Annotated in this window: 22 protein-coding genes and 1 pseudogene; 12 read left to right on the forward strand and 11 right to left on the reverse strand. The window is 57.7% G+C overall.

Annotation, left to right across the window (positions count from 1 at the left end; all coding sequences use genetic code 11):
• The first annotated feature begins 204 nt into the window (after window positions 1-204).
• Window positions 205-807 carry a response regulator transcription factor gene (locus tag PSH96_RS25755; RefSeq protein WP_305383075.1) on the forward strand — a complete coding sequence of 201 codons (603 nt, stop codon included), beginning with the start codon at window positions 205-207 and terminating at the stop codon, window positions 805-807.
• 16 nt (window positions 808-823) lie between these two features.
• Here PSH96_RS25755 and PSH96_RS25760 read toward each other — a convergent pair whose 3' ends face one another.
• A complete protein-coding gene (locus PSH96_RS25760; RefSeq protein WP_305383078.1) occupies window positions 824-1519 on the reverse strand; it encodes a response regulator transcription factor in 696 nt (231 codons plus the stop codon).
• A 304-nt stretch (window positions 1520-1823) separates the two neighbouring features.
• Between PSH96_RS25760 and PSH96_RS25765 the strand changes: the two genes are divergently transcribed.
• The 5 genes and pseudogenes from PSH96_RS25765 to PSH96_RS25785 form a co-directional block, all read left to right on the forward strand.
• Complete coding sequence (locus PSH96_RS25765) at window positions 1824-5075, forward strand: transporter substrate-binding domain-containing protein (protein ID WP_305383080.1); 3252 nt, start codon at window positions 1824-1826, stop codon at window positions 5073-5075.
• A 47-nt stretch (window positions 5076-5122) separates the two neighbouring features.
• The gene (locus tag PSH96_RS25770; RefSeq protein ID WP_305383082.1) at window positions 5123-6406 is read left to right on the forward strand and encodes a hypothetical protein; all 1284 of its coding nucleotides are present in this window, start codon (window positions 5123-5125) and stop codon (window positions 6404-6406) included.
• Window positions 6407-6545: 139 nt separating this feature from the next.
• Window positions 6546-7070 (forward strand): DUF2975 domain-containing protein, encoded by a 525-nt coding sequence (locus tag PSH96_RS25775; RefSeq protein WP_305383084.1) that lies wholly within the window; start codon window positions 6546-6548, stop codon window positions 7068-7070.
• 10 nt (window positions 7071-7080) lie between these two features.
• Window positions 7081-7302, forward strand: coding sequence for a helix-turn-helix transcriptional regulator (locus PSH96_RS25780; RefSeq protein WP_216311974.1), 222 nt, complete (start codon window positions 7081-7083; stop codon window positions 7300-7302).
• 193 nt (window positions 7303-7495) lie between these two features.
• Window positions 7496-7937 (forward strand): annotated as a pseudogene (locus PSH96_RS25785) (carbonic anhydrase); the annotation flags it as partial.
• A 516-nt stretch (window positions 7938-8453) separates the two neighbouring features.
• Here the strand turns inward: PSH96_RS25785 and PSH96_RS25790 are convergent.
• A complete protein-coding gene (locus PSH96_RS25790; RefSeq protein WP_305456007.1) occupies window positions 8454-8690 on the reverse strand; it encodes a hypothetical protein in 237 nt (78 codons plus the stop codon).
• Window positions 8691-9141: 451 nt separating this feature from the next.
• Here PSH96_RS25790 and ycaC point away from each other — a divergent pair, with 451 nt between their 5' ends.
• On the forward strand, window positions 9142-9774 hold the full coding sequence (ycaC, locus tag PSH96_RS25795) for an isochorismate family cysteine hydrolase YcaC (RefSeq protein WP_065911274.1): 633 nt from the start codon (window positions 9142-9144) through the stop codon (window positions 9772-9774).
• Between the two features lie 149 nt (window positions 9775-9923).
• Here the strand turns inward: ycaC and PSH96_RS25800 are convergent, their stop codons facing one another.
• The 9 genes from PSH96_RS25800 to PSH96_RS25840 form a co-directional block, all read right to left on the reverse strand.
• Window positions 9924-11081: a glutathionylspermidine synthase family protein gene (locus tag PSH96_RS25800; RefSeq protein WP_305456009.1), complete on the reverse strand. Its 1158-nt coding sequence runs from the start codon at window positions 11079-11081 to the stop codon at window positions 9924-9926.
• A 12-nt stretch (window positions 11082-11093) separates the two neighbouring features.
• The gene (locus PSH96_RS25805) at window positions 11094-11807 is read right to left on the reverse strand and encodes a DUF1190 domain-containing protein (protein ID WP_056861937.1); all 714 of its coding nucleotides are present in this window, start codon (window positions 11805-11807) and stop codon (window positions 11094-11096) included.
• Between the two features lie 18 nt (window positions 11808-11825).
• Window positions 11826-12254, reverse strand: coding sequence for a DUF350 domain-containing protein (locus tag PSH96_RS25810; protein ID WP_056861936.1), 429 nt, complete (start codon window positions 12252-12254; stop codon window positions 11826-11828).
• 16 nt (window positions 12255-12270) lie between these two features.
• Window positions 12271-12945, reverse strand: a complete 675-nt coding sequence (locus PSH96_RS25815) for a DUF2491 family protein (RefSeq protein WP_305456011.1) — start codon at window positions 12943-12945, stop codon at window positions 12271-12273.
• Entirely contained in the window at window positions 12932-13966 is a 1035-nt protein-coding gene (locus tag PSH96_RS25820; RefSeq protein ID WP_305456012.1) for an ion channel, read from the reverse strand. The genes PSH96_RS25815 and PSH96_RS25820 overlap by 14 nt, the downstream gene beginning before the upstream one ends.
• Before the next feature lie 72 nt (window positions 13967-14038).
• A complete protein-coding gene (locus PSH96_RS25825; protein ID WP_305456013.1) occupies window positions 14039-14599 on the reverse strand; it encodes a rhomboid family intramembrane serine protease in 561 nt (186 codons plus the stop codon).
• Window positions 14600-14779: 180 nt separating this feature from the next.
• Window positions 14780-15478 carry a PspA/IM30 family protein gene (locus PSH96_RS25830; protein ID WP_056861932.1) on the reverse strand — a complete coding sequence of 233 codons (699 nt, stop codon included), beginning with the start codon at window positions 15476-15478 and terminating at the stop codon, window positions 14780-14782.
• Window positions 15479-15495: 17 nt separating this feature from the next.
• Window positions 15496-16077 (reverse strand): YjfI family protein, encoded by a 582-nt coding sequence (locus tag PSH96_RS25835; protein ID WP_032865490.1) that lies wholly within the window; start codon window positions 16075-16077, stop codon window positions 15496-15498.
• A gap of 287 nt (window positions 16078-16364) precedes the next feature.
• The gene (locus PSH96_RS25840) at window positions 16365-17408 is read right to left on the reverse strand and encodes a YhcG family protein (protein ID WP_305456014.1); all 1044 of its coding nucleotides are present in this window, start codon (window positions 17406-17408) and stop codon (window positions 16365-16367) included.
• Between the two features lie 207 nt (window positions 17409-17615).
• Here PSH96_RS25840 and PSH96_RS25845 point away from each other — a divergent pair, with 207 nt between their 5' ends.
• From PSH96_RS25845 to PSH96_RS25865, 5 genes are all read left to right on the forward strand, one after another.
• A complete protein-coding gene (locus tag PSH96_RS25845; RefSeq protein ID WP_305456016.1) occupies window positions 17616-18260 on the forward strand; it encodes an NAD(P)H-dependent oxidoreductase in 645 nt (214 codons plus the stop codon).
• Window positions 18199-18570, forward strand: a complete 372-nt coding sequence (locus tag PSH96_RS25850) for a MerR family transcriptional regulator (RefSeq protein ID WP_305456017.1) — start codon at window positions 18199-18201, stop codon at window positions 18568-18570. Before PSH96_RS25845 ends, PSH96_RS25850 begins: the two co-directional genes overlap by 62 nt.
• A 137-nt stretch (window positions 18571-18707) precedes the next feature.
• The gene (locus PSH96_RS25855) at window positions 18708-19847 is read left to right on the forward strand and encodes a Fic family protein (RefSeq protein WP_305456019.1); all 1140 of its coding nucleotides are present in this window, start codon (window positions 18708-18710) and stop codon (window positions 19845-19847) included.
• A gap of 76 nt (window positions 19848-19923) precedes the next feature.
• The gene (locus tag PSH96_RS25860; protein ID WP_003176346.1) at window positions 19924-20166 is read left to right on the forward strand and encodes an exodeoxyribonuclease VII small subunit; all 243 of its coding nucleotides are present in this window, start codon (window positions 19924-19926) and stop codon (window positions 20164-20166) included.
• A complete protein-coding gene (locus PSH96_RS25865; protein WP_305456020.1) occupies window positions 20163-21050 on the forward strand; it encodes a polyprenyl synthetase family protein in 888 nt (295 codons plus the stop codon). Before PSH96_RS25860 ends, PSH96_RS25865 begins: the two co-directional genes overlap by 4 nt.
• The last annotated feature ends 7 nt before the right edge of the window (window positions 21051-21057 follow it).

A 21057-nucleotide genomic window follows, 5' to 3' on the forward strand; every position in this document is an offset into this window, starting at 1 on the left:
CTGGACCACATTTAACAACTAAATTTTTCATTTCGCGATGCCTTTCAAGCAGTTAGGAAGAGACACATCAGCCCATCAAGTATTCTGGCAATTCACCCAATTATGCACCCTTCCAAGACTTGTCTCAAAAACAGTTTCAAACGTTGCTAACCCCTGAATATACGTCAAAATCCACTCATTCAACTTTTCCAGCGGCTCAGCCACATGAACAATCAAATATTAATTGTCGATGATCACCCGGCAGTACGCATGACGGTCCGACATCTCTTCGAAAACGAGGGGTGCACGATTGTCGCAGAAACCGACAATGGCACAGACGCCCTGCGACTTACTCACGAGTTGCACCCGGACACCGTGGTGCTGGACATCGGTTTGCCGGACGTTGATGGCCTGACCATCATTGATCAACTGATCGCCCTGCATTCCCCCGTCAAGATTGTTGTACTGACGGCGAGAGAATCCAATCACATAGCCATCCGTTGCATGCGTGCCGGCGCTCATGGGTTTGTGAATAAACACCAGGATCTGTGTGAACTGGTCAATGCCATTCACGCCGTCAACGACGGGCTCGGCTACTTCGCTCAGCGCGCCTTGCCCCTGGCCTGTATCGACCTTTTGCAACAGGAGCAGGAGGCGCTGTTCAAAACGCTGTCCATTCGCGAACTGGATGTGCTGCAACAACTCTCGCAAGGCCTGTCCAACGAACAGATCGCCGAACGCATGGGGTTGAGCAGCAGGACCATCAGGGCCTGTAAGGCACGGCTATTGATCAAACTCAATGCCAGCCTGTTACCGGACCTGCTCTAGGTGGCAGGCCACGGCGTTAAATATCGCCCAGATCCAAATGCAGTTTGAACAGTTCGGAGTCGGTCCGTACGTTCAATTTACGCATCGCTGCCTGCTTCTGACCGCTGATGGTTTTGCGGCTACGCAGGAATTTATCGGCAATCTGCGACACCGACATACCCTCCAGGCAACAGCGCAACACTTCACGCTCCTTGGGCGATAAGGCGGGGTAATTGACCAACGCTCCGGCGCCATCAGGGCCGGCTTGTTCGTCTGATGTGGCCGCCGAGGTGACCGGTGTTGAGTCCAACTCTGCCGACATGGCCGGCGACAGGTATAAACGATCCAACGCCACCATGCGGATCGCTTTTACCAGTTCCTCTGTGGCCTGGGACTTGCCGAAAAAACCGTTAGCGCCTGCACGAATGGCCATGTTGACCGTGGCCGGCCGCTCTACGGAGGAGAAAATCAAGATACGCAGATCGGGATGATGGCTGCGCAATAATTGAATCAACCGCAGCCCGTCCAGCTCTCCGTCTGCCAATTGATAATCGAGTACCAGCAAATCTGCTTCTTCAGTGCGCAACGCCGCGAGCAAATCCGGGCTGCCGGAGTAGACGCCGATCACCCTGAAGTCCGCCTCATTGCTCAGTCGAACTTTGAGCGCCTCACGAATCAACGCATGGTCATCGAGCAACATAATCCGAAGAGGTGATACGACCGACCACTGCATTTTTTCAGAACTCCATTACTCTTACTATGGTAGCGAACTATTCCTACAGATGGCGTCGCAGCTGCACCATAGCTCAATCGTGGTGGGAAATAAACATCAGCGCATGCTGCTTACATGCTCCAACACAGCAAGCTGTCTTTGAGACAAATCTCGTTCAACTGGCCATGCACTGTTTGTAAGAATTGTCCTAACCCAGCAGTGTAGGACGCGAGGGTATAGGCTTGTCAGAATCGTTTACTTATACCCCTTTCGCCCTACCCAGGAACTGCCTGGTCATTCGCGCTCTCAATGGAAATGAAACGCCTTGAAAACCCTTCGTTTGTTGTGCTTCACGTCGCTCGGATTGCTCGGTTGCCTGCTGGCAACCACGCTGTATGCGCAGGAGCCGGAGCTGACAGAGCTGCAGATCCATGCACCGGTTACCACGCCCAAGGTCATGTTCGCTCCCCAGACCCGCGCCTGGCTCAATACCCGCCCCGAGGTGACCGCGGCGATCTGGAGGGGTGCATGGCCTCCCTTGCACATGGGCTTCGAGCAGAGCCAGTTTGAAGGCGTGGCAGCGGATTACCTGGGTGTTATCCAGGCGGCCACCGGTATCCGCCTTAAAGTGTTGCGTTTTGCCACCCGCGCCGAAGCTCGGCAGGCGTTGCTGCAAGGTCGCGTCGATATGCTAGCGCTGCACGATGTGAGCGAAGGTCAGGAAGGTGCGATCACCCAGTCCAGGCCCTACTTGCTCAACAACAAGGTGATTGCAAGGCGTATCGGCGAAACCCGTCAGCCCTCTTCCGACCTCGCCGGTCAACGCCTGGCCTATGTCGGTGACGACGCCACCGGCGCACTGCTGAAACAGCAATACCCGCACGCCACCCTCATTCAGTACCCCAACCATTTGAACGGCCTGACGTCATTGATTTATGACCAGTCCGACGCATTCTGGACCGACGCCATCGTTGCCGAATACCTGATTCGGATGCTCTACAACAACGATATTTATATTGCCGGCGATGCGTCATCGAACTCGGCCGACATCAACTTTGCCGTCAGCGATCGAAGACCGCAGCTTCTGGCGGCCATCAACGACACCCTCAATGCGCTGCCTCAGAACGATATGAAGCGAATGACCAGTCGCTGGGGATTGGGTGACCATTTCGTCGCGGATAGAACACCGCTTGAACTGAACCAGGAGGAGCTGACCTGGATTGAGCAGCACAAAAAAATCAAAGTGGTGCTGGCCGCCTCTTACGCACCGCTCTCGTTCTACGACCAAAACAACAAGCTGCAAGGGCTGACGGCGGACTTGCTGACCATCATTGCGCAACGCACCGGGCTGGAAATTGAGATCCTGCGCAGTGATAGTGTTTCGGACATGATCAAGCGGCTGCAGAACAATCAAGCAGACTTGATTGCCGCCTTGAGTATCGGTGATCTGCGGCTTGATCCCACGCAGTACACACGCCCGTATACGGTCAGCCCTTTCGTGGTGGTCACCAAGCGTCAGTCCCCTGTTCGAGACATCAACGAACTCAAGGGTAAACGCCTGGCTATCCCCATTGGCAACCCTCTCTCCAAATGGCTCCAACAGCAGTACCCCGCGGTTACGCTAGTGCCGGTTGAAACGGCAGCACGCGGCGTCGAGCTGGTTTCCAATGGTGATGTCAGCGCCAGCATCCATACCCAGCTGGGCGCCAATTATTTTATCAAGCACCATTTTCGAAACGACCTGGTTATCTCCGGCATGGTAGGGCCCAACCCCGCACGCATCGGCATGGTCGTTGCCCATGAAGACATGCCGCTCAAAAGCATCATCAACAAGGTGCTGCTGGAGATTCCTCCCGAAGAGTTCAAGACCCTGAGTGACCGCTGGCGCAACCATGCAGCCCCAGCCGTGGCCAGTTCATGGAGCACTTACAAGAGCAGCGTTTATAAAGTCATCGGCGTGGCGTTGCTGTTCGTGTTGGCGTTTTTGATTTGGAACTACTACTTGCAGGCGCAAATCAAGCAGCGCAAGAAAGCCGAAAGTGAACGCGAGCAGTTGGTAGAACAACTGCGCGTCGCCAAGCAAGCCGCCGATGAGGCCAACGAATCCAAATCGACCTTCCTGGCGAGCATGAGCCATGAGATCCGCACGCCGATCAGCGCCCTGATCGGGTTGATCGAAATGCTACGTGTACGGGGCGGCACGCCGCAACAGATCAATGACAACCTGGCAGTGGCTCATGAATCAGCACAGTCATTGTTGTCCTTGATCGGCGACATCCTCGACCTGTCGAAAATCGAGGCCGGGGCCATGGTGTTGGCGCCCCGCCCTACCCGGCTCGGCGAATTGCTTCATTCGGTTCATAAGCTGTTCGAAATCAATGCCAAGAACAAGCAACTCACGTTCAGCGTGATGATCGACATCCGCGACCCGCACGTGATCATTGACGCACTGATGCTCAACCAGATCATTGCCAACCTCATCAGCAATGCGATCAAGTTTACCGAACAGGGCTTCGTGCAGCTGTCGCTTCAGCAATTACCCGATAGCCTCGAGTCAAACCTGGCCCGCTATGTCATCGAGGTGCGTGACTCCGGCACGGGTTTGGATGAGCAGCAGAAAAAAGCCATCTTTGAACCGTTTGTCCAGGTCGCATCCGCCCCGACGACGGTGCGCGGAACCGGCCTGGGCTTAAGCATCTGCACGCGCCTTACGACGTTGCTCGGCGCGCAGTTGAGCGTGACCAGCGAGCCCGGCAACGGCTCATGTTTCCGATTGGAGTTCGAGGCAGAACGCACGCTCATGGTGGACGAACCGGCCTCTGTTCACCCCGTGGCCCCAGAAGGTCTTCGCCTCAACATCCTGGTGGCGGAAGATCATGCGGCCAACCGTTTGCTGCTGTGTCAACAGCTTGAATACCTGGGCCACCGTGCGGTGCCTTGTGATGACGGCGAAACCGCGTTCGCGCAATGGGAAGCAGCAGACCCGCCATTCGACTTGACCATCACCGACTGCAACATGCCACGCATGGACGGCTATGAACTGACCCGCCGTATCCGCACCCTTGAGCAATCGCGCGGCCTGGGCATGCACCCGATCTTTGGCCTTACTGCCAATGCCCAGTCACACATTGTCCAGGATTGCCTGGATGCCGGTATGACTCAGTGCCTGTTCAAACCCATAGGCATTGAAATCCTCACCGAGCAGATTCACGCGGTCACCGCCCAGATTGAACGCCAGGTCAAAGCCGCCCGTACCACCGGTGGCGAACTGGAAAAACTGCGCATCCTGTGCCCAGAGGCTTATGGGCCACTGGTAGAAGAGTTGATCAATACCAACCGCCAGGACGCTAGTCGCCTGGAACAACTGATGCTCGATAAGGAACTGAAAAAAATCAGCGGCCTCGCCCATAAGATCAAGGGCGGTGCACAACTGGCCGACGCGCGCGAGCTGATCGAGGCGTGCGCGCAGCTGGAGTCGCTGGTGCATATGAACGATACCGAGGCCTGCGAAGAGCAGGTCAAAACGGTTATCCAGATCATGCAGTCGCTGGAACAACAACTGCAGGCAACCCCTTGAACATCCATGCCCATCCGCCTACGGACAGGCCATTCCTCAGGTACGTCATGAGCAATCGAAAATCCGGCGGCGCACGAACTCGCCCCAATAAGCATCAGCCCTCGCAGGCCAAGCAGTTCGAACAACTGGCGCGGACCTTTAAAACCGCCATGGCCCAACGTGACTACAGTACTGCGTGTACCGCCGCGCAAGGTGCGCTGAGCATCATGCCGCAGCATATGGGCGTGATAGCCGACTATGCCTTGTGCCTGATGCGCCTGCAGCACTACTCCCAGGCCCATGCGCTGTATATGCGCATTTACGATGCCCCGGCAGCGCTCCAGGCCCAGGCCGGCCAGACATGGCTCGACGGCCTTGCAGAAGTCTGCGGGTGGCTGGGCCTGCGCGAGGATACGCAACGTTATGGCAAGCTGTCCCTGGAGCGCTCCAGCGTTCGTCATAGCCTAGGCACCAGTCACCCACTGGCGAGTAGCCCACCCGCGTTCCAACCTGATCAACCGCAGCGCAATATCATTGCATTCACCCTGTTCGGTGACAGCCCACGTTATTGTGAATCAGCAGTTGCCAATGTCCTCGTCGCCAAGGAGTTGTTTCCCCACTGGCGCTGCCGCATTTACCTCGATGATTCCGTCCCGCGCCCCATCCATCAGCGCCTGCATGAAGCCGGCGCACAGCTCATCGACATGAGCGGCGCAGCCCAAGACGGGATACATCCGCTGATGTGGCGGTTCCTGGTGGTGGACGATCCGGACGTTGATCGTTATTTGATTCGGGATGCCGACTCGCTGCTGTCAGAGCGCGAACAAGCGGCAGTCGCGCAGTGGGTCGCCAGCAAATATTGGTTTCATCATATGCGCGATTATTTCACCCACACCGAACTCATCCTGGCGGGTTTGTGGGGAGGCTGCCGGGGCGGCTTGATGACATTGAAGCCGCTCATGCAAACCTGGCTGGCCCGGCAGACCGGCGTTACGCGTTTTGCCGACCAGATTTTCCTGCGCGAGATCGTCTGGCCGACGCTGCATCGCAGCGTAATGAGCCATGACGATTGGTTTGATTTCCACGGCGCGATCCCCTTCCCCGCGCATGAAGCGATCCGCTGGCGCACGCAGAGTTTTCATGTCGGCAGTAATGCCAGCTTTCAGGGCATACGGGGCAGCAGTGCAAAAGACGACGGAGAGCGTCAGGGTTGGCGAGTGGTGGATCAGCATGGGGAGGAGAGATGCGCTTACAGTGCGCTAGTGAAGGATGGAAGATGGGTGGCTGACCTGCCGTTTTTTATTGTAGAGCCGATTGCCAGCGGGCAATGGCGGGTTGAGTTGATGGGCTGACCGCACCCTGCAGGCAACCTCGCGATAAATTACAGCCAATTATTATTGTTTTACGATAATTTGTTATGTAATTTCGAGCCTCACCCACCCAGAGGCTCAAACCATGCCCCTCTCTCACCTTGTACGATTCAGCCAACGGATGGCTGCTTTGACACTGATACTCATCGCAGGGATGCTTGTCTTCAATGCTGCCTTATGGATTTTTCCTGTGCTGGGGTCTAGCGATGGGCTAGGAGCTGGATTTTCCCTGAGTGGGGTGATGCTTACGCAGCTGTCGATAAAAATCGAAATGCTCGCCTGGTGGCAAACGCTGGGCGCCATTGTGGTTTCAAGCGTGCCTTTGATCGCGTTGACCAGCGGGCTGAATCACTTACGCCGGCTTTTCCAGGCGTATGCTCGAGAGGAGTATTTCTCCAGTCATACTGCGGTTCACTTAGGTAAAGTCGGACGCGGCGTCGTCCTTTGGGTGATTTCAAGTTTTGTATGCATGCCAATATTGAGTGTTTTGGCGACATTGCATGCGCCGCCCGGTCAGCGCCTTTTCACCATCAGCTTCACCTCGGCAGACTTCGTCGCACTCTTTCTTGCCGGTTGCATCGCTGTGATCGCTCGGATCCTGGCTCGTGCGAGTGAGATCGACTCTGAAATCAAAACGTTTGTGTAAGGCCGCGACCATGCCGATCATTATTGAATTGGATGTGATGCTGGCCAAACGTAAGGTGAAGTCGAAAGACCTTGCAGCGGCGATTGGCATCACCGAGCAAAATCTGTCGCTGTTGAAGCAAGGGAAGGTGAAAGGGGTACGCTTAGGTACGCTTGAGGCAATTTGCAGTTATCTGAACTGCCAACCTGGGGACCTATTGGTGTACCAGCCGCAGCCATATGTACCTATTTAGCGTTCATTGGCTGATCCGCAGGAGAACACCTAGAACACTCAGAGTGATTCAGTAAAGGGTATCGCACAGGCCAGCACTTGCGGTATCAAACGAACAAGTCCGATGCAATCAGTGGTCAGGTCGAATGCAAACGGGTGGTCACGTGGCGTGTAATTTCGCCCCCCGAGGGAACATTTTCGATCTACTGATGAACGGTGCTGACTCCAGAATTGCTCCGGAGTACACCTTTGACACCGCCATAGGTGAACTTTTCGCCGTAAGGGTTGCAGGTAATTTTGTAGATGCTGATGGTCTTGCTAGCCTCGAATATGCGGTGGCTATGCTCGGCACATCTTTGATTATGGTTCTCGGTCACGACAGTTGTGGAGCCGTCACGGCCAGCATCGAGCCCCTAAAAGAAAATACTAACTTCCCAGGCAGATCCAGGGTCTGGCCGATACCATCAAGCCATCGGTGGTGAAGGTACTGAATCAACCGGGCGATCTGCTGAACAATGCCATTGCGCAAAACGTCAAAGACACAATAACCCTCCTCAAAGCGAGCCCAACTTACTGACTGAGGCGCTGATAAAGGGGAAGCTGAACGTCGTGGGTGGGATATACAGACTCGGCAGTGGAAAGGTCGAGCTCATTGCTGAAAGGCAGAACCGGGGGATATCCCTTGTTCGGCCGGTAAGGGTGAATGTGTCCGATCAGTTTGAGCAGTTTTCAACAAACTCAGCCCATTCCACGGCACACTGGAGTAGGCTCTGAAAGCCGACTCGTTCTGGGCAAAGTAGAACCGCAGAGGCGCCAAAGCACTTTGCGAGCAGATCAAGGCCGAGGGTTATGACGGCGGCTACCCTGCCAGCGACTTTGTTGGGATGCAGACGCATGGCCGACGACCTGCATGATCTCTGCCTCAAGGCCCGTGATTTTTTGCGCAAAGCCAAATCAGACACTGTCTAAACACATCACTCATGGTCAGAGTGGGGGGACAAATGGGGGGACAAAAAACATTAAATTTAACCAACCCAATAAAACAAAGCAAAAATCAAAAAATAACGCCGCCCACAAGCCGGCTTTTTAATGCCTGTAAGAATCACAATCCAGTAGTCCAACAGTTATTGGACTACTGGAGCCGCTTATTGCCTCACCCGCCTCTCTGGCGCGTTATCCAGGCTGCATACACTCCACAGCCCGATCCGCCACCATCTTCGCCATCTCCACCAAATGCATCACCGCCCTGTGCGGCGCGCCCAGCGGTTCACCAAGCGCCTGCGACGTAGCCACCGCACACTGCAGCAGCTCGGCTACGCGCACCCAGGCATCTTCAAAGCTCAGTTCTTCATTAACGGTAAATGGCTTGGTCGTAGCCGATGAGGGCAAATCCGAAACAACGTTATCCATAGAAAACCTCTAGCGGTAAGTGAATACCACCGTCCTTTCGCGACTAAACGAGCAGAGGTGGCGGCTGTACGCAGGTTAGTCGACCGGCCGCTAGGCACCGGCGCACCCGAAGGTGCCCTGCGCACAGCCACCATAAAGTGCAGGTGAGAAAACACCTGGCTTTGGGATGGCGCGTGCGCCTAGCGAAGTCCGGGCGACTAAACCCGATCACTGAAAAAGCAGTGACGGAACGCAGCCTAGTCGCGAGAGTTTGCTGACGCAAGCGGCTGGGATTCTCTAGGAAACGTCCTGCAAATGAAAGGGATCCGTACTGCTGGCCAGCCAACCATTGTCAACTTTTAGTTGACAGTATTACCTTGCACACCCGATTTATCCCCCGCCACCCACCCATTAATCTGTGCCCATGTTGAACGCAACGCCAAACCAACCTAAACAAAAAAGGATTTCAACCATGAGCACTCCAACCCTCAGCCGCTTGAACAAAGACGACGCCATTGTTCTGCTGATCGACCACCAGACCGGCCTGATCTCGCTGGTGCAGGACTTTTCCCCCAACGAGTTCAAGAACAATGTGCTGGCCCTGGCGGACGTGGCCAAGTTCTTCAACTTGCCGACCATTCTCACCACCAGTTTCGAGCAGGGCCCCAACGGCCCGTTGGTGCCGGAGTTGAAGGAGATGTTCCCGGATGCGCCGTACATCGCTCGCCCTGGTCAGATCAATGCGTGGGACAACGAGGATTTCGTCAAGGCGGTCAAGGCGACTGGGCGCAAGCAGATTGTCATTGCGGGTGTGGTGACGGATGTGTGTGTGACGTTCCCGACGTTGTCGGCGCTGGCGGAAGGGTTTGAGGTGTTTGTGGTGACCGATGCGTCGGGCACGTTTAATACGACGGTGCAGCAGGCGGCGTGGAGCCGGATGGTGCAAGCGGGGGCGCAGATGATGAATTGGTTTTCGGTGGCGTGTGAGTTGCAGGGTGACTGGCGCAACGATATCGAGGGGCTGGGGAATTTGTTGTCGCAGCGGATTCCTAACTATCGCAATTTGATGAACAGCTATTCGGTGCTGGCGGCGCGTCAGGGTTGAGATTGAGCGTTTCTACCCCCTAAAAATTGTGGGAGCGGGCTTGCCCGCGATGGCGGTGAATCAGTCACTACATTCGGTGGCTGGCCTACCGTCTTCGCGGGCAAGCCCGCTCCCACATTTTGTCTTTGCTGCGTTGCAATTGAGCTGGCTCAGTCGAGGATCAGGTGCGGTAGAAACCGGCTTGAATCCTTGGTGATCAGGCTGTTGTCTTCGCGCACGCCGATGCCTGCGGCTTGGTCAGCGATGACCCAGGAGCCGATCAGTGTGTAGCTGTCGCCAAAGCGTGGCAGCGGCGCGAATTCCTGAAGGATAAACGGCGCGTCCGTGTAGGGGCCGTCTTCTTTTACGATCAGGCCATCGGCGGTTTGCAGTTCGATGTTGGCGCCTTCGCGGGAGAAGAACGGTTTGCGCACCCAGCCTTTGGGCACGGCTTTGCCGGGGTCGGTGTCCAGGTGGGAGGCGAGCAGGTTCGGGTGGCCCTTATTGAATTCCCACAGCAGCGGCAGGATGCCTTTGTTGGAGAGGATGGCTTTCCACGCGGGCTCGAAAAACTGGGTGTCGCTCTGGGCAATCGCGGCGCCGAAGGGTTCATGGAAGATGAATTCCCAGGCGTGCAGTTTGAACAGGTGGGGAATCCAGCGATCCTCAAGGTCGACGAAGCGGCCTTCGCTGGTGAGGCCGATGTCTTCGATGTCGATGTGGCGGGATTCGATGCCGACTTTTTCGGCGACCAGGCGCAGGTAGTCGGTGGTGCCTTTGTCTTCGATCGAGTCTTTCATCGAGGCGAAGTAGAACGGCTGGGTAAGCTGCAATTGGGCGAAGGCTTGATGCAGCTTGGTGTCGATGCTGTTGAACTGGTCGGCGTGCTTGGGCAGTAGGCCGCGTTCGATGCATTGCTCCAGCCAGCCCCATTGAAACGCGGCCGCTTCGTAGAGGCTGGTGGGTGTGTCGTAGTTGAGCTCGAGCAGTTTGGCTGGCCCGTTGCCGTTGTAGGAGAAATCCATGCGCCCGTACAGGTGCGGGTGGCCTTCGAGCCATGAGGTGCGGATCATGTCGAAGAACGGCGCGGGAATGCTCAGGCGTTCCAGCAGTTCCTCGTTTTGCACCACGCGGGCCACGAGGTCCATGCACATGTCATGGATTTCGGTGGTCGGGTCCTCGAGGTCGCGCTCGATTTGTTCGAGCGTGAACTGGTAGTACGCGCTTTCGTCCCAGTAGGGTTCGCCGTCGATGGTGTGGAACAGGAAACCGAGGCTGTCGGCGGTCTGTTTCCAGTCATGACGTTCTGCGCAGTGGATCTTCTTCATGAACTGGCTTCCTTAACTGCTCGACCCGCCGCCGCCCCAGCCGCTACGGGCGCTGGCTTTGCTGCCGAAGCCGCCACGGGAGGTGGACGACGCGACGTTCACCGGCTTGCTGGAGGAGCGCAGCGTGTTGGAATAGTTGCTGCTGCCGTATCGGGCCTGGTTGGAACGGCCAAAGGTCGCCCCGTTGGAGACGCGCTGGTTGAGCGTCGAGTTGCCGTAATTGCCGCGATCGTCGCGGTAGCGGTACACCGGCTCGGAGCGGTAGCTGTTGCGATTGTTGCTGAGCATGTTGCCGATCAACAGGCCGGTGAGCAGGCTGCTGGTAGAGAAACCTGAGCCACCGCTGTTGGCTTGCGAACCGGCCACCTGGGCATTGGCCGCGTCGACCTGGGATTGGGTTACCTGGCCTTCGGCGGTCAGTTCGAAACCGCCCAGCCTTGGGATGAACTTGCCGGTGGAGTCTTGCTGGCACCAGTCGGCGACAAAGTCGGCGTCGCAATCGGTCTGGCTGTCGTACACCGGCGCGATGCGGCGGTGCTCGGCCATGGCGGTCATGTAGGCGTCCGAGCAGACGTCTACCGGCAGCTTTTCATCGGCGCATTGCTGGACCGACTGGAAGTTGTACTTCTTCTGCAGATCGTAGGTTTTTTCCGTCGGCCCGCAGCCGGATATCGCCATGGCGACCGACGCTGCCAGCGAAAGCTGGACGTACTTGCTTCGTTTCATCGAGAGCTCCGTGCGCAATCAGTACTGGGTGGGCGTCATGCACGCGGCGTTCAGCATGCCGACGCTGATGGCGACGGCGGCCACGTAGATGCCGGCCGCGACTTCGCCGTTCTTGATGCGCTCGGACGTACCTTTGAGCACCAGGCTGGTCAGCAGAAACGCCAGCAACTGGACGACCGCCGCGATCACCGACCAGACGACAAAATCCAGCAGGCTGATGGAGTAGGCGATCACGTTGCTGGCCGGAATAGCGAAGCCAATGATCGCGCCACCCAGGGCCACCGCCGCCGAAACGTTGCCGGCGCGAATCAGTTCGAACTCCTTGTGCGGGGTGATGCGGGTGTAGATGAACTGGAACAGCGCGAACAACACCGCAGCCCCCAGGATGTAGATGACAAAGCCGAGCACAGCGGCTTTGTTCAGGGAGATGGAGAGAGCTTCTAGCATGGACGGCTTCCTTTTTTTAGAGCGTATTCAGGTCGGTTGTGTACAGCGAAATGCCCAGCGACGTGCTCAGGCTGATGCCACCCTCGGCATCCTCTTCGACGGAAAACAGCAGGAACTCGCGGCGATCGGTCAGGCCGGTGTCGCGGGCGTACAGCATCGAACGGTGCTCAACGTTGTAGGCGTCTTCCGGGTTTATCACGCGCTCGCTCATCGCCACCAATTCGGTCTGCCCGGCTTCGCTGCCCCACACACGGGTGTACTCGACGCCGTTGTGAGTGTAGGTCGGCAACCCGATCAAGCTTTGTGGGCCTGCCAGCCGACGCAGTTCCGCTTCGCTGCTGATGGTGACGTAGCTCAAGTAGTTGAACAGGATCACCGACTCGACCTGCCCGGCGATGTCGCCGGTGGTGTGCACCTGCAGCCAGTAATCTTCGTCGTTCATGTAATAGCGTGACAGCCAGGTCGACTGCCCGAGGTCGACGGTGCCGTTACTCCAGATTTCCTGGGAGCCGGGGATCACCACCGAGGTTTTCCCATCGAGCAACAATTTCAGGGTGGTGTCGAACATCACGCCTTTGCCAGGCGCCAGGCCCAGCGGCCCGGTGGTCGGCACGGGTTCGGCGGCGGGCCGGTTCGATTGTGGATTCGCGTTAGGGGCCTCGAGCCCCATCAACTGTTTAAACCATCCCATTGGAGATTTCCTTGAGGCGGGTGGAGGCAATGTAGAAGAGCTCGCCGCCTTCAACGCGCGTGGCACTGGGCGGGTTGATCGACGGTTGCTGCGCACCTTTGGCGCGATAGCCGATAAGGGTGGCGTTGTGGTGTTCTTTCATCCGCGTGTACAGATCGCCGAAGGTGGCTTCAAAGGCCTCGGGCAATCGCATCAGGTATTGAGTGGCGCCCTGCCCCACGCACAGCAGCTCATTGATGACCACTGACGAGCCCGGATCCTGGGAGGCGCGCACCAGCATTTCGATGGCCATGCTGGAGGTGCATTCCAGGCGCGGGGCATAGGAGCTGGCCAGTGCGGCAATTTCACTTTCATTGAAGTGGGCGACCACATGCCCGACGGGGTTCAGTTGATTCACCGCCAGCACCGTGGCCAGCGTCAGGTCGTCAGACGGGGTTCGCACCAGCACACGCTCGGCACCGGGCACACCGGCGCGCAGCAACAACGCGGTGGAGGACAGGCTTTCACCACGGATGAACGCGGCTTTGCCCGGCATCGGGTTTTCTTCGAGGGTGCAATCGCAAATCACGATCAGGTTGTCGTTCGAGGTTTCATCTTGCAGCAACAACTCGATGACCCGCTCACTGGACGCACCTTCCCAGCCGATGAGTACCGTATGACCGACCTTGCCGGTGAAATCACCTTTGCCCTTCATGCCTTTTCTCCATGCATCGATAACACTGCTGGTGGTTTTGCCGATGGCCGCCGTTAGCAGCGCAATGCCCCTGAGCATCACCCAGGTCGCCACGAAAATGCGCCCTGCCGAGGTCTGCGGGGCGAGGTCGCCGTAGCCGACAGTGAGCGTGGTGGTGAGATAGAAGTAGATAAACGTGGCGAGGGCGGTGAGGTGTTGTTCGCCCAGAAGCACCAGGCCCAGGTAAGCCGTGCTCAGGTGTACGCCCAGGGCAATGATCAAGCCTGCCCAGCCGAAGCGGTGAAAGAGGGAGGAAGCGTACATGCGCAACAAAAGGAAAATCGACATTTCGCCCCTGGCTCCCTGGGTACTTGAATCCTGATGACGTCATCGCCTCGGCGTCTGGATGCTCAAGTGCGTTCACCCGGCATTAAACCTGCTGCGCGGTGTTGAGAGAAGTACCTTGGCAGCAATAAATCCGGCGAGCGCACCAAACAGATGCCCTTCGAAGGAAATACCCTGGCGCGGCACAAACCCCATGATCAATCCGCCATAAAACACCGCCACGACAGCGGCGACTATCAGGTTGCTCCAGCTCCTGTGGAACCAGGCGCGCGACAAGAGGTAGGCCCATAGCCCAAAGACCCAACCGCTGGCACCGACGTGTACGCCGCTAAACCCGAACAGCCAGACCAACGAACCGCCCAGCAGGATAATAATCGCGCTGACGGTTATGAAACGGTTGAGCCCTTCGACCATGACCAGGGTGCCCAGCACCACAAAGGCAATCAGGTTTGCGCTCAGGTGGGCAAAGGAGGCGTGCAGAAATGGCGAGGTGAGGATGCCGAACAGGCCCTGCACGGTCCTCGGAACCAGCCCGAACGCCATGAGGCTGTAACCGGTGGCGACATTGAGCAGTTGCAGCGCGACCATGAACACGGCCAGGCCTGCGATTGTCTTGAAACCCTTCAGGGCGTCCATCCAGACCTCGAGGTAAAAAGGGCACCGATCAATCCCCGCCCGCTAAGAAAGAACACGGTCACTGTGGCGAGGGAGCTTGCTCCCGTTGGACTGCGTAGCAGTCCCATTTTTAGGGCCGCTGCGCAGCCCAACGGGAGCAAGCTCCCTGGCCACGGGTTATCCGGTCGGGCAGTGCAAGCCCTACTCGGCCGACTTTTGCTTCAGACGTTCCAGAATCGCATTAGCGCTGCCAGTGTCTGGCGTGATGCCGGCGTCGCGCAGTTTGCGTTCCAGGTCGGTGCCGGTCGATGCCTCGGCCAGTTCATCCTGGGCTTGCAGTTCAGCGGCACGTTGTTGCTGTTTGGCTTGCAGGCGGTTAAGCGTACCCACCGCAGTTTCCAGCTTGCCGTTGGCGCCGCCGCTGGCGATGGAAGCGCTGACCTGGGCCTTTTGCACGCTTTCGCGGGCCTTGGCCATGTCCACTTGCTGGCGCAGGCTTTTGATCCGGCTTTCGGCCTTGGTGATGTCCTTGCGCATGCTGTCGGCGTAGCCACCGAACTCGGCGGTCTGCTTTTGCTCGGCGTCACGCTCGTTGGTCAGGGTCGAAATGGCTTCGGCCACTTCCAGGGCCAGGTCTTCACGGTTGGCCTGGATAGCGGCCATCGCTTTGGACTCAAGGTCTTTGATCTTGGCGTCGTATTCGCCGACGCGATCGGCCGCCAGTTTGTGTTTGGCCATGATGCTCACCAGCTCACGCTTGGCGTTGGCCAAGGCGGTGTCGGCGTCGCGAATTTCTTGATCAAGGATGCGCAGGGCCTGTTGGTCGACGATCGATTCGCCGACTTCGCTGGCACCGCCACGCAGCGCGGTGAACAATTTGCTCCAGATGGACTGAGTCATTGGATACTCCCGAATACTTAATTGAAGAAACGTTCGAAGGCTTCGCTGGCGCGCTGCACGTTATCGACCAGGGTTTTCACCTCGGTCACGATGTTGGTCAGGCTGGAGTCGGAACTCAGCGCACCAAACATGTTGTAAACAACCTGGCCGTTCGGCATGGACTCGATGCCGATCGACGACAACGGGAACATTTCCCGACTGCGCAGCACGGCGTCATTGAAGGCCGTTACGTCGTTGATCGACTCGACGTCGACCAGCACGGTATCGACGATGATCTGCTCGCCCACCACCGCGATGTAAATCGGCAAGCCCCCGAAGTCGTTCATTTCCAGCTTGATGCTGGACTCGGAGCCTTGAACCAGAGAAAGCGTAATGTCTTTGGCAACCACTTCGTCCAGGGCTTGCAGCGCGCTGAAGAGGCGGTCGATGTTCCAGTTGGTACCTGCGCTCATGAAATTCTCCGACATGAATGAGCCAGCCAGAATCGGTTGGCGAAGCTGTTTCTCCATTTGCTTGAGCAGGCTTCGGTTTTCGGGAAGCACCCAAGTCTCGTGTTTCACATAACCGGCGGCCGCCAGCCCCGCGCGCATCTGCTTCATGTAAAAGCTCGACGGCTTTTTAACCGGCGGTTTCAAGCGCTCTCCCTTGCGGCTTGCTGAATCGGTATCGGGCTCTGCTGGCGGGCTCGATGGAGAGCTGCTTTTCATGGTACTGGCCTCGTTGTGAAAATCTCACGCGTGAGAAAATCTACAGGCAATTTTTGCAATGCTCAATAGCTCACGCGTGAGATTTTTTTGTCTCACTGGCGCGGACATGGATACGGGAAAGAAGAAACGCGCCTGCTTTATCCAGCCAACCATTGCAGCCTGCCCTGAACGGCAAGCTGTCACGGTTGAATGCACCCCGCCAGCTCCCGCTCAATCTGTTCAATGCTTGGCAAACTTGTTCGTAGCTCTGCCGGTAAAGATTCCACCAACTGATAGTGCGCCACGCCGATCGGTCGGTTGTTGTCGCGCAATGCGTATTCAGCCACCACTTCATTTCTGCTCTTGCACAACAACAGGCCGATGGTTGGCCCGTCCTGCGGGTGTTTAAGCTGGGCATCCACTGCCGACAGGTAAAAACTCAGCTTGCCGAGGTGTTCAGGCTTGAATTTGCCGGCCTTGAGTTCGATCACCACGTAGCAGCGCAGCTTCAGGTGATAGAACATCAGGTCGACGAAAAACTCATCACCGCCAACATCCAGCAACACCTGCTGCCCGACAAAGGCGAAACCGGCGCCCAGTTCAAGCAGGAAGTCGGTGACGTGCTTGATTAACGCGTTTTCTATATCGCGTTCTTGGGCATCCAAAGCCAGGCTGAGGAAGTCGAAACGATAAGGATCCTTGAGCGATTCGCGCGCCAGGTCGGATTGGGGTTTGGGCAAATGGTGTTCAAAGTTGCTGACGGCCTTGCCGCTGCGCTCCAGCAGGCGATGCTCGATGTGCATCACGAGGGTGTTACGTGACCAGTTGTGTTCGATTGCCTGGGCGACATACCAACGGCGCGTTTCGGGCCCGGGCAGTTTGTCCAGTAGGGCCAGTTGGTGATACCAAGGCAATTGTGCAAGCACCCCTTGCACAAACTCTGCGTCTGGCCACGCCTCGGCAAAAGCGCGCATATATTTGAGGTTGCGCGGCGAAAAACCCTTCATTTTCGGAAAGGCCGCGCGCAAGTCTTGTGCAAGGCGATCAACCACCTTGCTGCCCCAACCCTGCGCAGCCTGGCGGGTCAGAATATCGTGGCCGATCTGCCAGTAAAGCAGCACCAGCTCGCAGTTCACCGCCAGCGTCGCTCGCTGCTGGGCCGTGTGGATACGCAGTTTAAGGTCGCTCAGCCAGTCGCTGTAGCCCACAGGAGGCGTGATCAAGCCGATAGAGGTTTCGCTCATGCCCGTTTCACTCTTGACTGGAAGGGTACAGGCTAGTCAGTGGTTTTTACGCTCACAAGGGGCCGCGAACCGTTCAGGAAGGGCCTTGCGCAGATCACAGAAACGTCCTGCTGGCCCTTGCAAATCAACGCATTGCTGGGTCAAGCCTTGACTCTCCCCTATACGGCACACCCTACCCTGAAAGCCCCACTTTCAGGCTCAGGCACCATGACTCAGCGCATCCTGCTCATTCTCGGCCACCCCTCCAGTACCAGTTTCTGCTCAGCCGTGGCTGACACCTACATTCACGCCGCTACAAACGCCGGCCACGAGGTCCGCGCCCTGCGCCTGGGCGAACTGGCTTTCGACCCGGTCCTGCATAACGGCTACACCCTGCCCCAAGCCTTGGAACCGGATTTGCTCAGCGCCCAAGCCGATATCCTCTGGGCGACTCATCTGGCGTGGGTTTTTCCTATCTGGTGGGGCGGTATCCCGGCATTGATGAAAGGCTTCATCGACCGCATTTTCCTACCCGGCTTTGCCTTTAAGTACCGCAAGGGCAAGGCATTCCCGGATAAGCTGCTGCAGGGCCGCACCGCCCATTTGTTGGTGACCCTGGACACGCCACCGTGGTATTACCGCTGGTTCTATCATATGCCGGGCATTCATCAGATGCGCAACACGACTCTGGCCTTTTGCGGCATCAAGCCGACCAAGACCTTGATGTTCGGACCGGTACTGGGATCCACAGCGACGCAGCGCGACACGTGGCTGAAACAGGTCGGCGCACTCTTTGAAAAAGGGAGTTTTCATGTACATCGGCAAAGCCGCGCAGTTGTCGGGCACGACCATCAAGGCGATTCGCCATTATGAAGCGATTGGCCTGTTGCCAGCGCCGCAGCGTGTAGGGCGTTATCGGGTGTACTCGGCGCAGAGTGTCGAGCTGCTGTCGCTGATCAAATGCGCCCAGCAGTTGGGGTTCAAGCTCAAGGAGTTGCAGGGGATTTTGCACGGCAGCCAAGGCGATGCTCGGCTTTGGGAGCGGGCGGCCCAGGCCATCGCCATCAAACAGCAGGAACTCACTGCGCAAATCGCGGAGCTGCAAAAGATGCAATCGGGGTTGCTTGAACTGGAGGCAATGACTCAATGCACCGAATCCCTGCTAGGCAAAGCATTGCGATGAACAGCCAACCAGGCTCGTCGCCAACCGGACATAGGTAGTCAGCGCAAGTGGACGATGAGCCGAATAGAATGCACAATCGGCTCACTCCATGAGCCGAATAATCTCCTTATTCGGCTCACACACCCAGGCACACTTCCATGTACCAACCGAACTGGATCTGGCAACACACTGACTGGCCGCACTTCCACTGGCAGCCTGGGCACCTTGCGGCCCTGCTGCGTGAGTGCGGGCAGGCCCAGGGCAAGTTGCTGGGCATGCTCGGCTCCGTCAGCCAGGCGACGAGCGCGCAGAATGAACTGGATGCACTGCTGCAAAACATCCTGACGTCCTCGGCCATCGAGGGCGAGCACCTGAATGTTGGCTCTGTGCGCTCTTCATTGGCGCGCCGCCTGGGCCTGGAGGCGAAGGAAGATGTCCAAGTCAGCCGCCGCAGCGAAGGGCTTGCCGAATTGATGATGGATGCCACCGCGCAATTCGCCCAGCCGTTCACCCTCGCTCGCTTATTGAATTGGCATCAATGGCTTTTCCCTGAGCCGGATGCCGGCATTACTACACGCATGCTCAATATCGGGGGTTTGAGGGGCGATGAGCCCATGCAGGTGGTATCAGGGCGACTGGATCGGCCGACCGTGCACTTCGAAGCCCCACCACGCCTGGGCCTGGAGCAGGCAGTGGATGATTTCCTCGAATGGTTTGAATCCAGCCGCGATCAGCCTGAACTGGACCCGCTGGTACGCGCAGGCGTTGCGCACTTCTGGTTTGTGACGCTGCACCCGTTTGATGACGGTAATGGCCGCCTGACCCGCGCAATTACTGACTTGGCGCTGGCCCAGGGTGAGCATCAGTCCATTCGCTTTTATGCCCTGTCAGCCAGCATTCTTGAGGACCGCGCTGGGTACTACCACGCGTTAGAGACCAGCCAAAAGGCCACGCTGGACATCACCGACTGGTTGCAATGGTTCCTCAAGACCCTGCTGCGCAGCCTGCAGCAAGCCATGGCGCGGATTGATCGGGTGCTGGACAAGACCCGGTTCTGGCAACAGCACCATGACCTTTCTTTTTCCGTTGAACAGATCAAAGTACTCAACCGCTTGCTCGATGGTGGTGAGAACGGTTTTGAGCAGGGCATCAGTGCCGCGCAATACCAGGCCGTAGCGAAGGTGTCCAAGGCAACGGCGACACGGCATCTGGCTTATCTGCTGGAAAAAGGCTGCCTGGCACGTTTGCCCGGCGCAGGCCGCAGTACGCGCTATCAAATCCCTGAAACGGGCAACTGAACCACCCCGCTCATTTGCCCAGAATCCCCATGTCTGCTAGTGTCGCGCCGGTTTACCGTCTACCGGATTAGCCGCCATGGCCCGCAAAAAAGTTGCACTCGATTTCGAACAATCCCTCGCCGACCTGCAAACCCTGGTTGAGCGTCTGGAGAACGGCGAGTTGTCGCTGGAAGACTCGTTGACGGCGTTTGAGCAAGGCATCGGCCTGACGCGCGACTGCCAGAGCGCGTTGGCGCAGGCAGAGCAGAAGGTGCAAGTGTTGCTGGAGCGTGACGGGGAGTTGGCCGAAGAACCTTTCGATGCGGAACAACCCGAATGATCGACGCGTATCAGGCCAGCAGCCAAGCCCGGGTCAACGCGGCACTCGAACCCTTGTTCGTGGCGCCAGGCCCGCAAATGCAGCGCTTGTATGAAGCCATGCGCTACAGCGTGATGAATGGCGGCAAGCGTGTGCGCCCGTTGCTGGCGTATGCGGCCTGTGAAGCCCTGGGCGCGCCGGCCGAGCAGGCCAATGGCGCGGCGTGTGCGGTTGAGCTGATTCATGCCTATTCGCTGGTGCATGACGATTTGCCGGCCATGGACGATGACGATCTGCGTCGCGGCCAGCCCACCACCCATAAAGCCTTTGACGAAGCCTACGCGATCCTCGCCGGTGACGGCCTGCAGAGCCTGGCGTTCAGCGCCTTGCTGGACCCACGCCTGAACAGCGTGAATGCCGAGATCAGCCTGCGCATGGTCACGGCCCTGGCCCTGGCCGCTGGCCCGGCCGGTATGGTCGGCGGGCAGGCCATCGACATGGGCTCGGTCAGCCTCAAGCTCGACCAAAAAGCCCTGGAACATATGCATCGCCACAAGACCGGCGCGCTGATCGAAGCCGCCGTGCACTTGGGCGCCCTGGCCAGTGGCCGCGCCGAAGCTGCGCAATTGGCGGCCCTGCAGACCTATTCCCGGGCCATCGGCCTGGCGTTTCAGGTGCAGGACGACATTCTCGACGTGGAAAGTGACACCGCCACCCTGGGCAAACGCCAAGGCGCGGATATCGCCCGGGACAAACCGACTTATCCGGCGTTGCTGGGCCTTGATGCTGCCAAGGCTTACGCCCTGGAACTGCGCGACCAGGCCCTGGATGCCCTGCGACCTTTCGACGCGGCGGCCGAGCCACTGCGCGACCTGGCGCGGTATATCGTCGAACGCCGCCACTGATAACCGC

Source organism: Pseudomonas sp. FP2338, from assembly GCF_030687515.1.
GTDB lineage: Bacteria > Pseudomonadota > Gammaproteobacteria > Pseudomonadales > Pseudomonadaceae > Aquipseudomonas > Aquipseudomonas salomonii.

Coding starts and splice junctions, on each gene's coding strand:
- PSH96_RS25755 (WP_305383075.1), top strand. CDS start 205: ATGAACAATCAAATATTAATTGTCGATGATCACCCGGCAGTACGCATG.
- PSH96_RS25760 (WP_305383078.1), bottom strand. CDS start 1,519: ATGCAGTGGTCGGTCGTATCACCTCTTCGGATTATGTTGCTCGATGAC.
- PSH96_RS25770 (WP_305383082.1), top strand. CDS start 5,123: ATGAGCAATCGAAAATCCGGCGGCGCACGAACTCGCCCCAATAAGCAT.
- PSH96_RS25775 (WP_305383084.1), top strand. CDS start 6,546: ATGGCTGCTTTGACACTGATACTCATCGCAGGGATGCTTGTCTTCAAT.
- PSH96_RS25780 (WP_216311974.1), top strand. CDS start 7,081: ATGCCGATCATTATTGAATTGGATGTGATGCTGGCCAAACGTAAGGTG.
- PSH96_RS25790 (WP_305456007.1), bottom strand. CDS start 8,690: ATGGATAACGTTGTTTCGGATTTGCCCTCATCGGCTACGACCAAGCCA.
- ycaC (WP_065911274.1), top strand. CDS start 9,142: ATGAGCACTCCAACCCTCAGCCGCTTGAACAAAGACGACGCCATTGTT.
- PSH96_RS25800 (WP_305456009.1), bottom strand. CDS start 11,081: ATGAAGAAGATCCACTGCGCAGAACGTCATGACTGGAAACAGACCGCC.
- PSH96_RS25805 (WP_056861937.1), bottom strand. CDS start 11,807: ATGAAACGAAGCAAGTACGTCCAGCTTTCGCTGGCAGCGTCGGTCGCC.
- PSH96_RS25810 (WP_056861936.1), bottom strand. CDS start 12,254: ATGCTAGAAGCTCTCTCCATCTCCCTGAACAAAGCCGCTGTGCTCGGC.
- PSH96_RS25815 (WP_305456011.1), bottom strand. CDS start 12,945: ATGGGATGGTTTAAACAGTTGATGGGGCTCGAGGCCCCTAACGCGAAT.
- PSH96_RS25820 (WP_305456012.1), bottom strand. CDS start 13,966: ATGTCGATTTTCCTTTTGTTGCGCATGTACGCTTCCTCCCTCTTTCAC.
- PSH96_RS25825 (WP_305456013.1), bottom strand. CDS start 14,599: ATGGACGCCCTGAAGGGTTTCAAGACAATCGCAGGCCTGGCCGTGTTC.
- PSH96_RS25830 (WP_056861932.1), bottom strand. CDS start 15,478: ATGACTCAGTCCATCTGGAGCAAATTGTTCACCGCGCTGCGTGGCGGT.
- PSH96_RS25835 (WP_032865490.1), bottom strand. CDS start 16,077: ATGAAGCAGATGCGCGCGGGGCTGGCGGCCGCCGGTTATGTGAAACAC.
- PSH96_RS25840 (WP_305456014.1), bottom strand. CDS start 17,408: ATGAGCGAAACCTCTATCGGCTTGATCACGCCTCCTGTGGGCTACAGC.
- PSH96_RS25845 (WP_305456016.1), top strand. CDS start 17,616: ATGACTCAGCGCATCCTGCTCATTCTCGGCCACCCCTCCAGTACCAGT.
- PSH96_RS25850 (WP_305456017.1), top strand. CDS start 18,199: ATGTACATCGGCAAAGCCGCGCAGTTGTCGGGCACGACCATCAAGGCG.
- PSH96_RS25855 (WP_305456019.1), top strand. CDS start 18,708: ATGTACCAACCGAACTGGATCTGGCAACACACTGACTGGCCGCACTTC.
- PSH96_RS25860 (WP_003176346.1), top strand. CDS start 19,924: ATGGCCCGCAAAAAAGTTGCACTCGATTTCGAACAATCCCTCGCCGAC.
- PSH96_RS25865 (WP_305456020.1), top strand. CDS start 20,163: ATGATCGACGCGTATCAGGCCAGCAGCCAAGCCCGGGTCAACGCGGCA.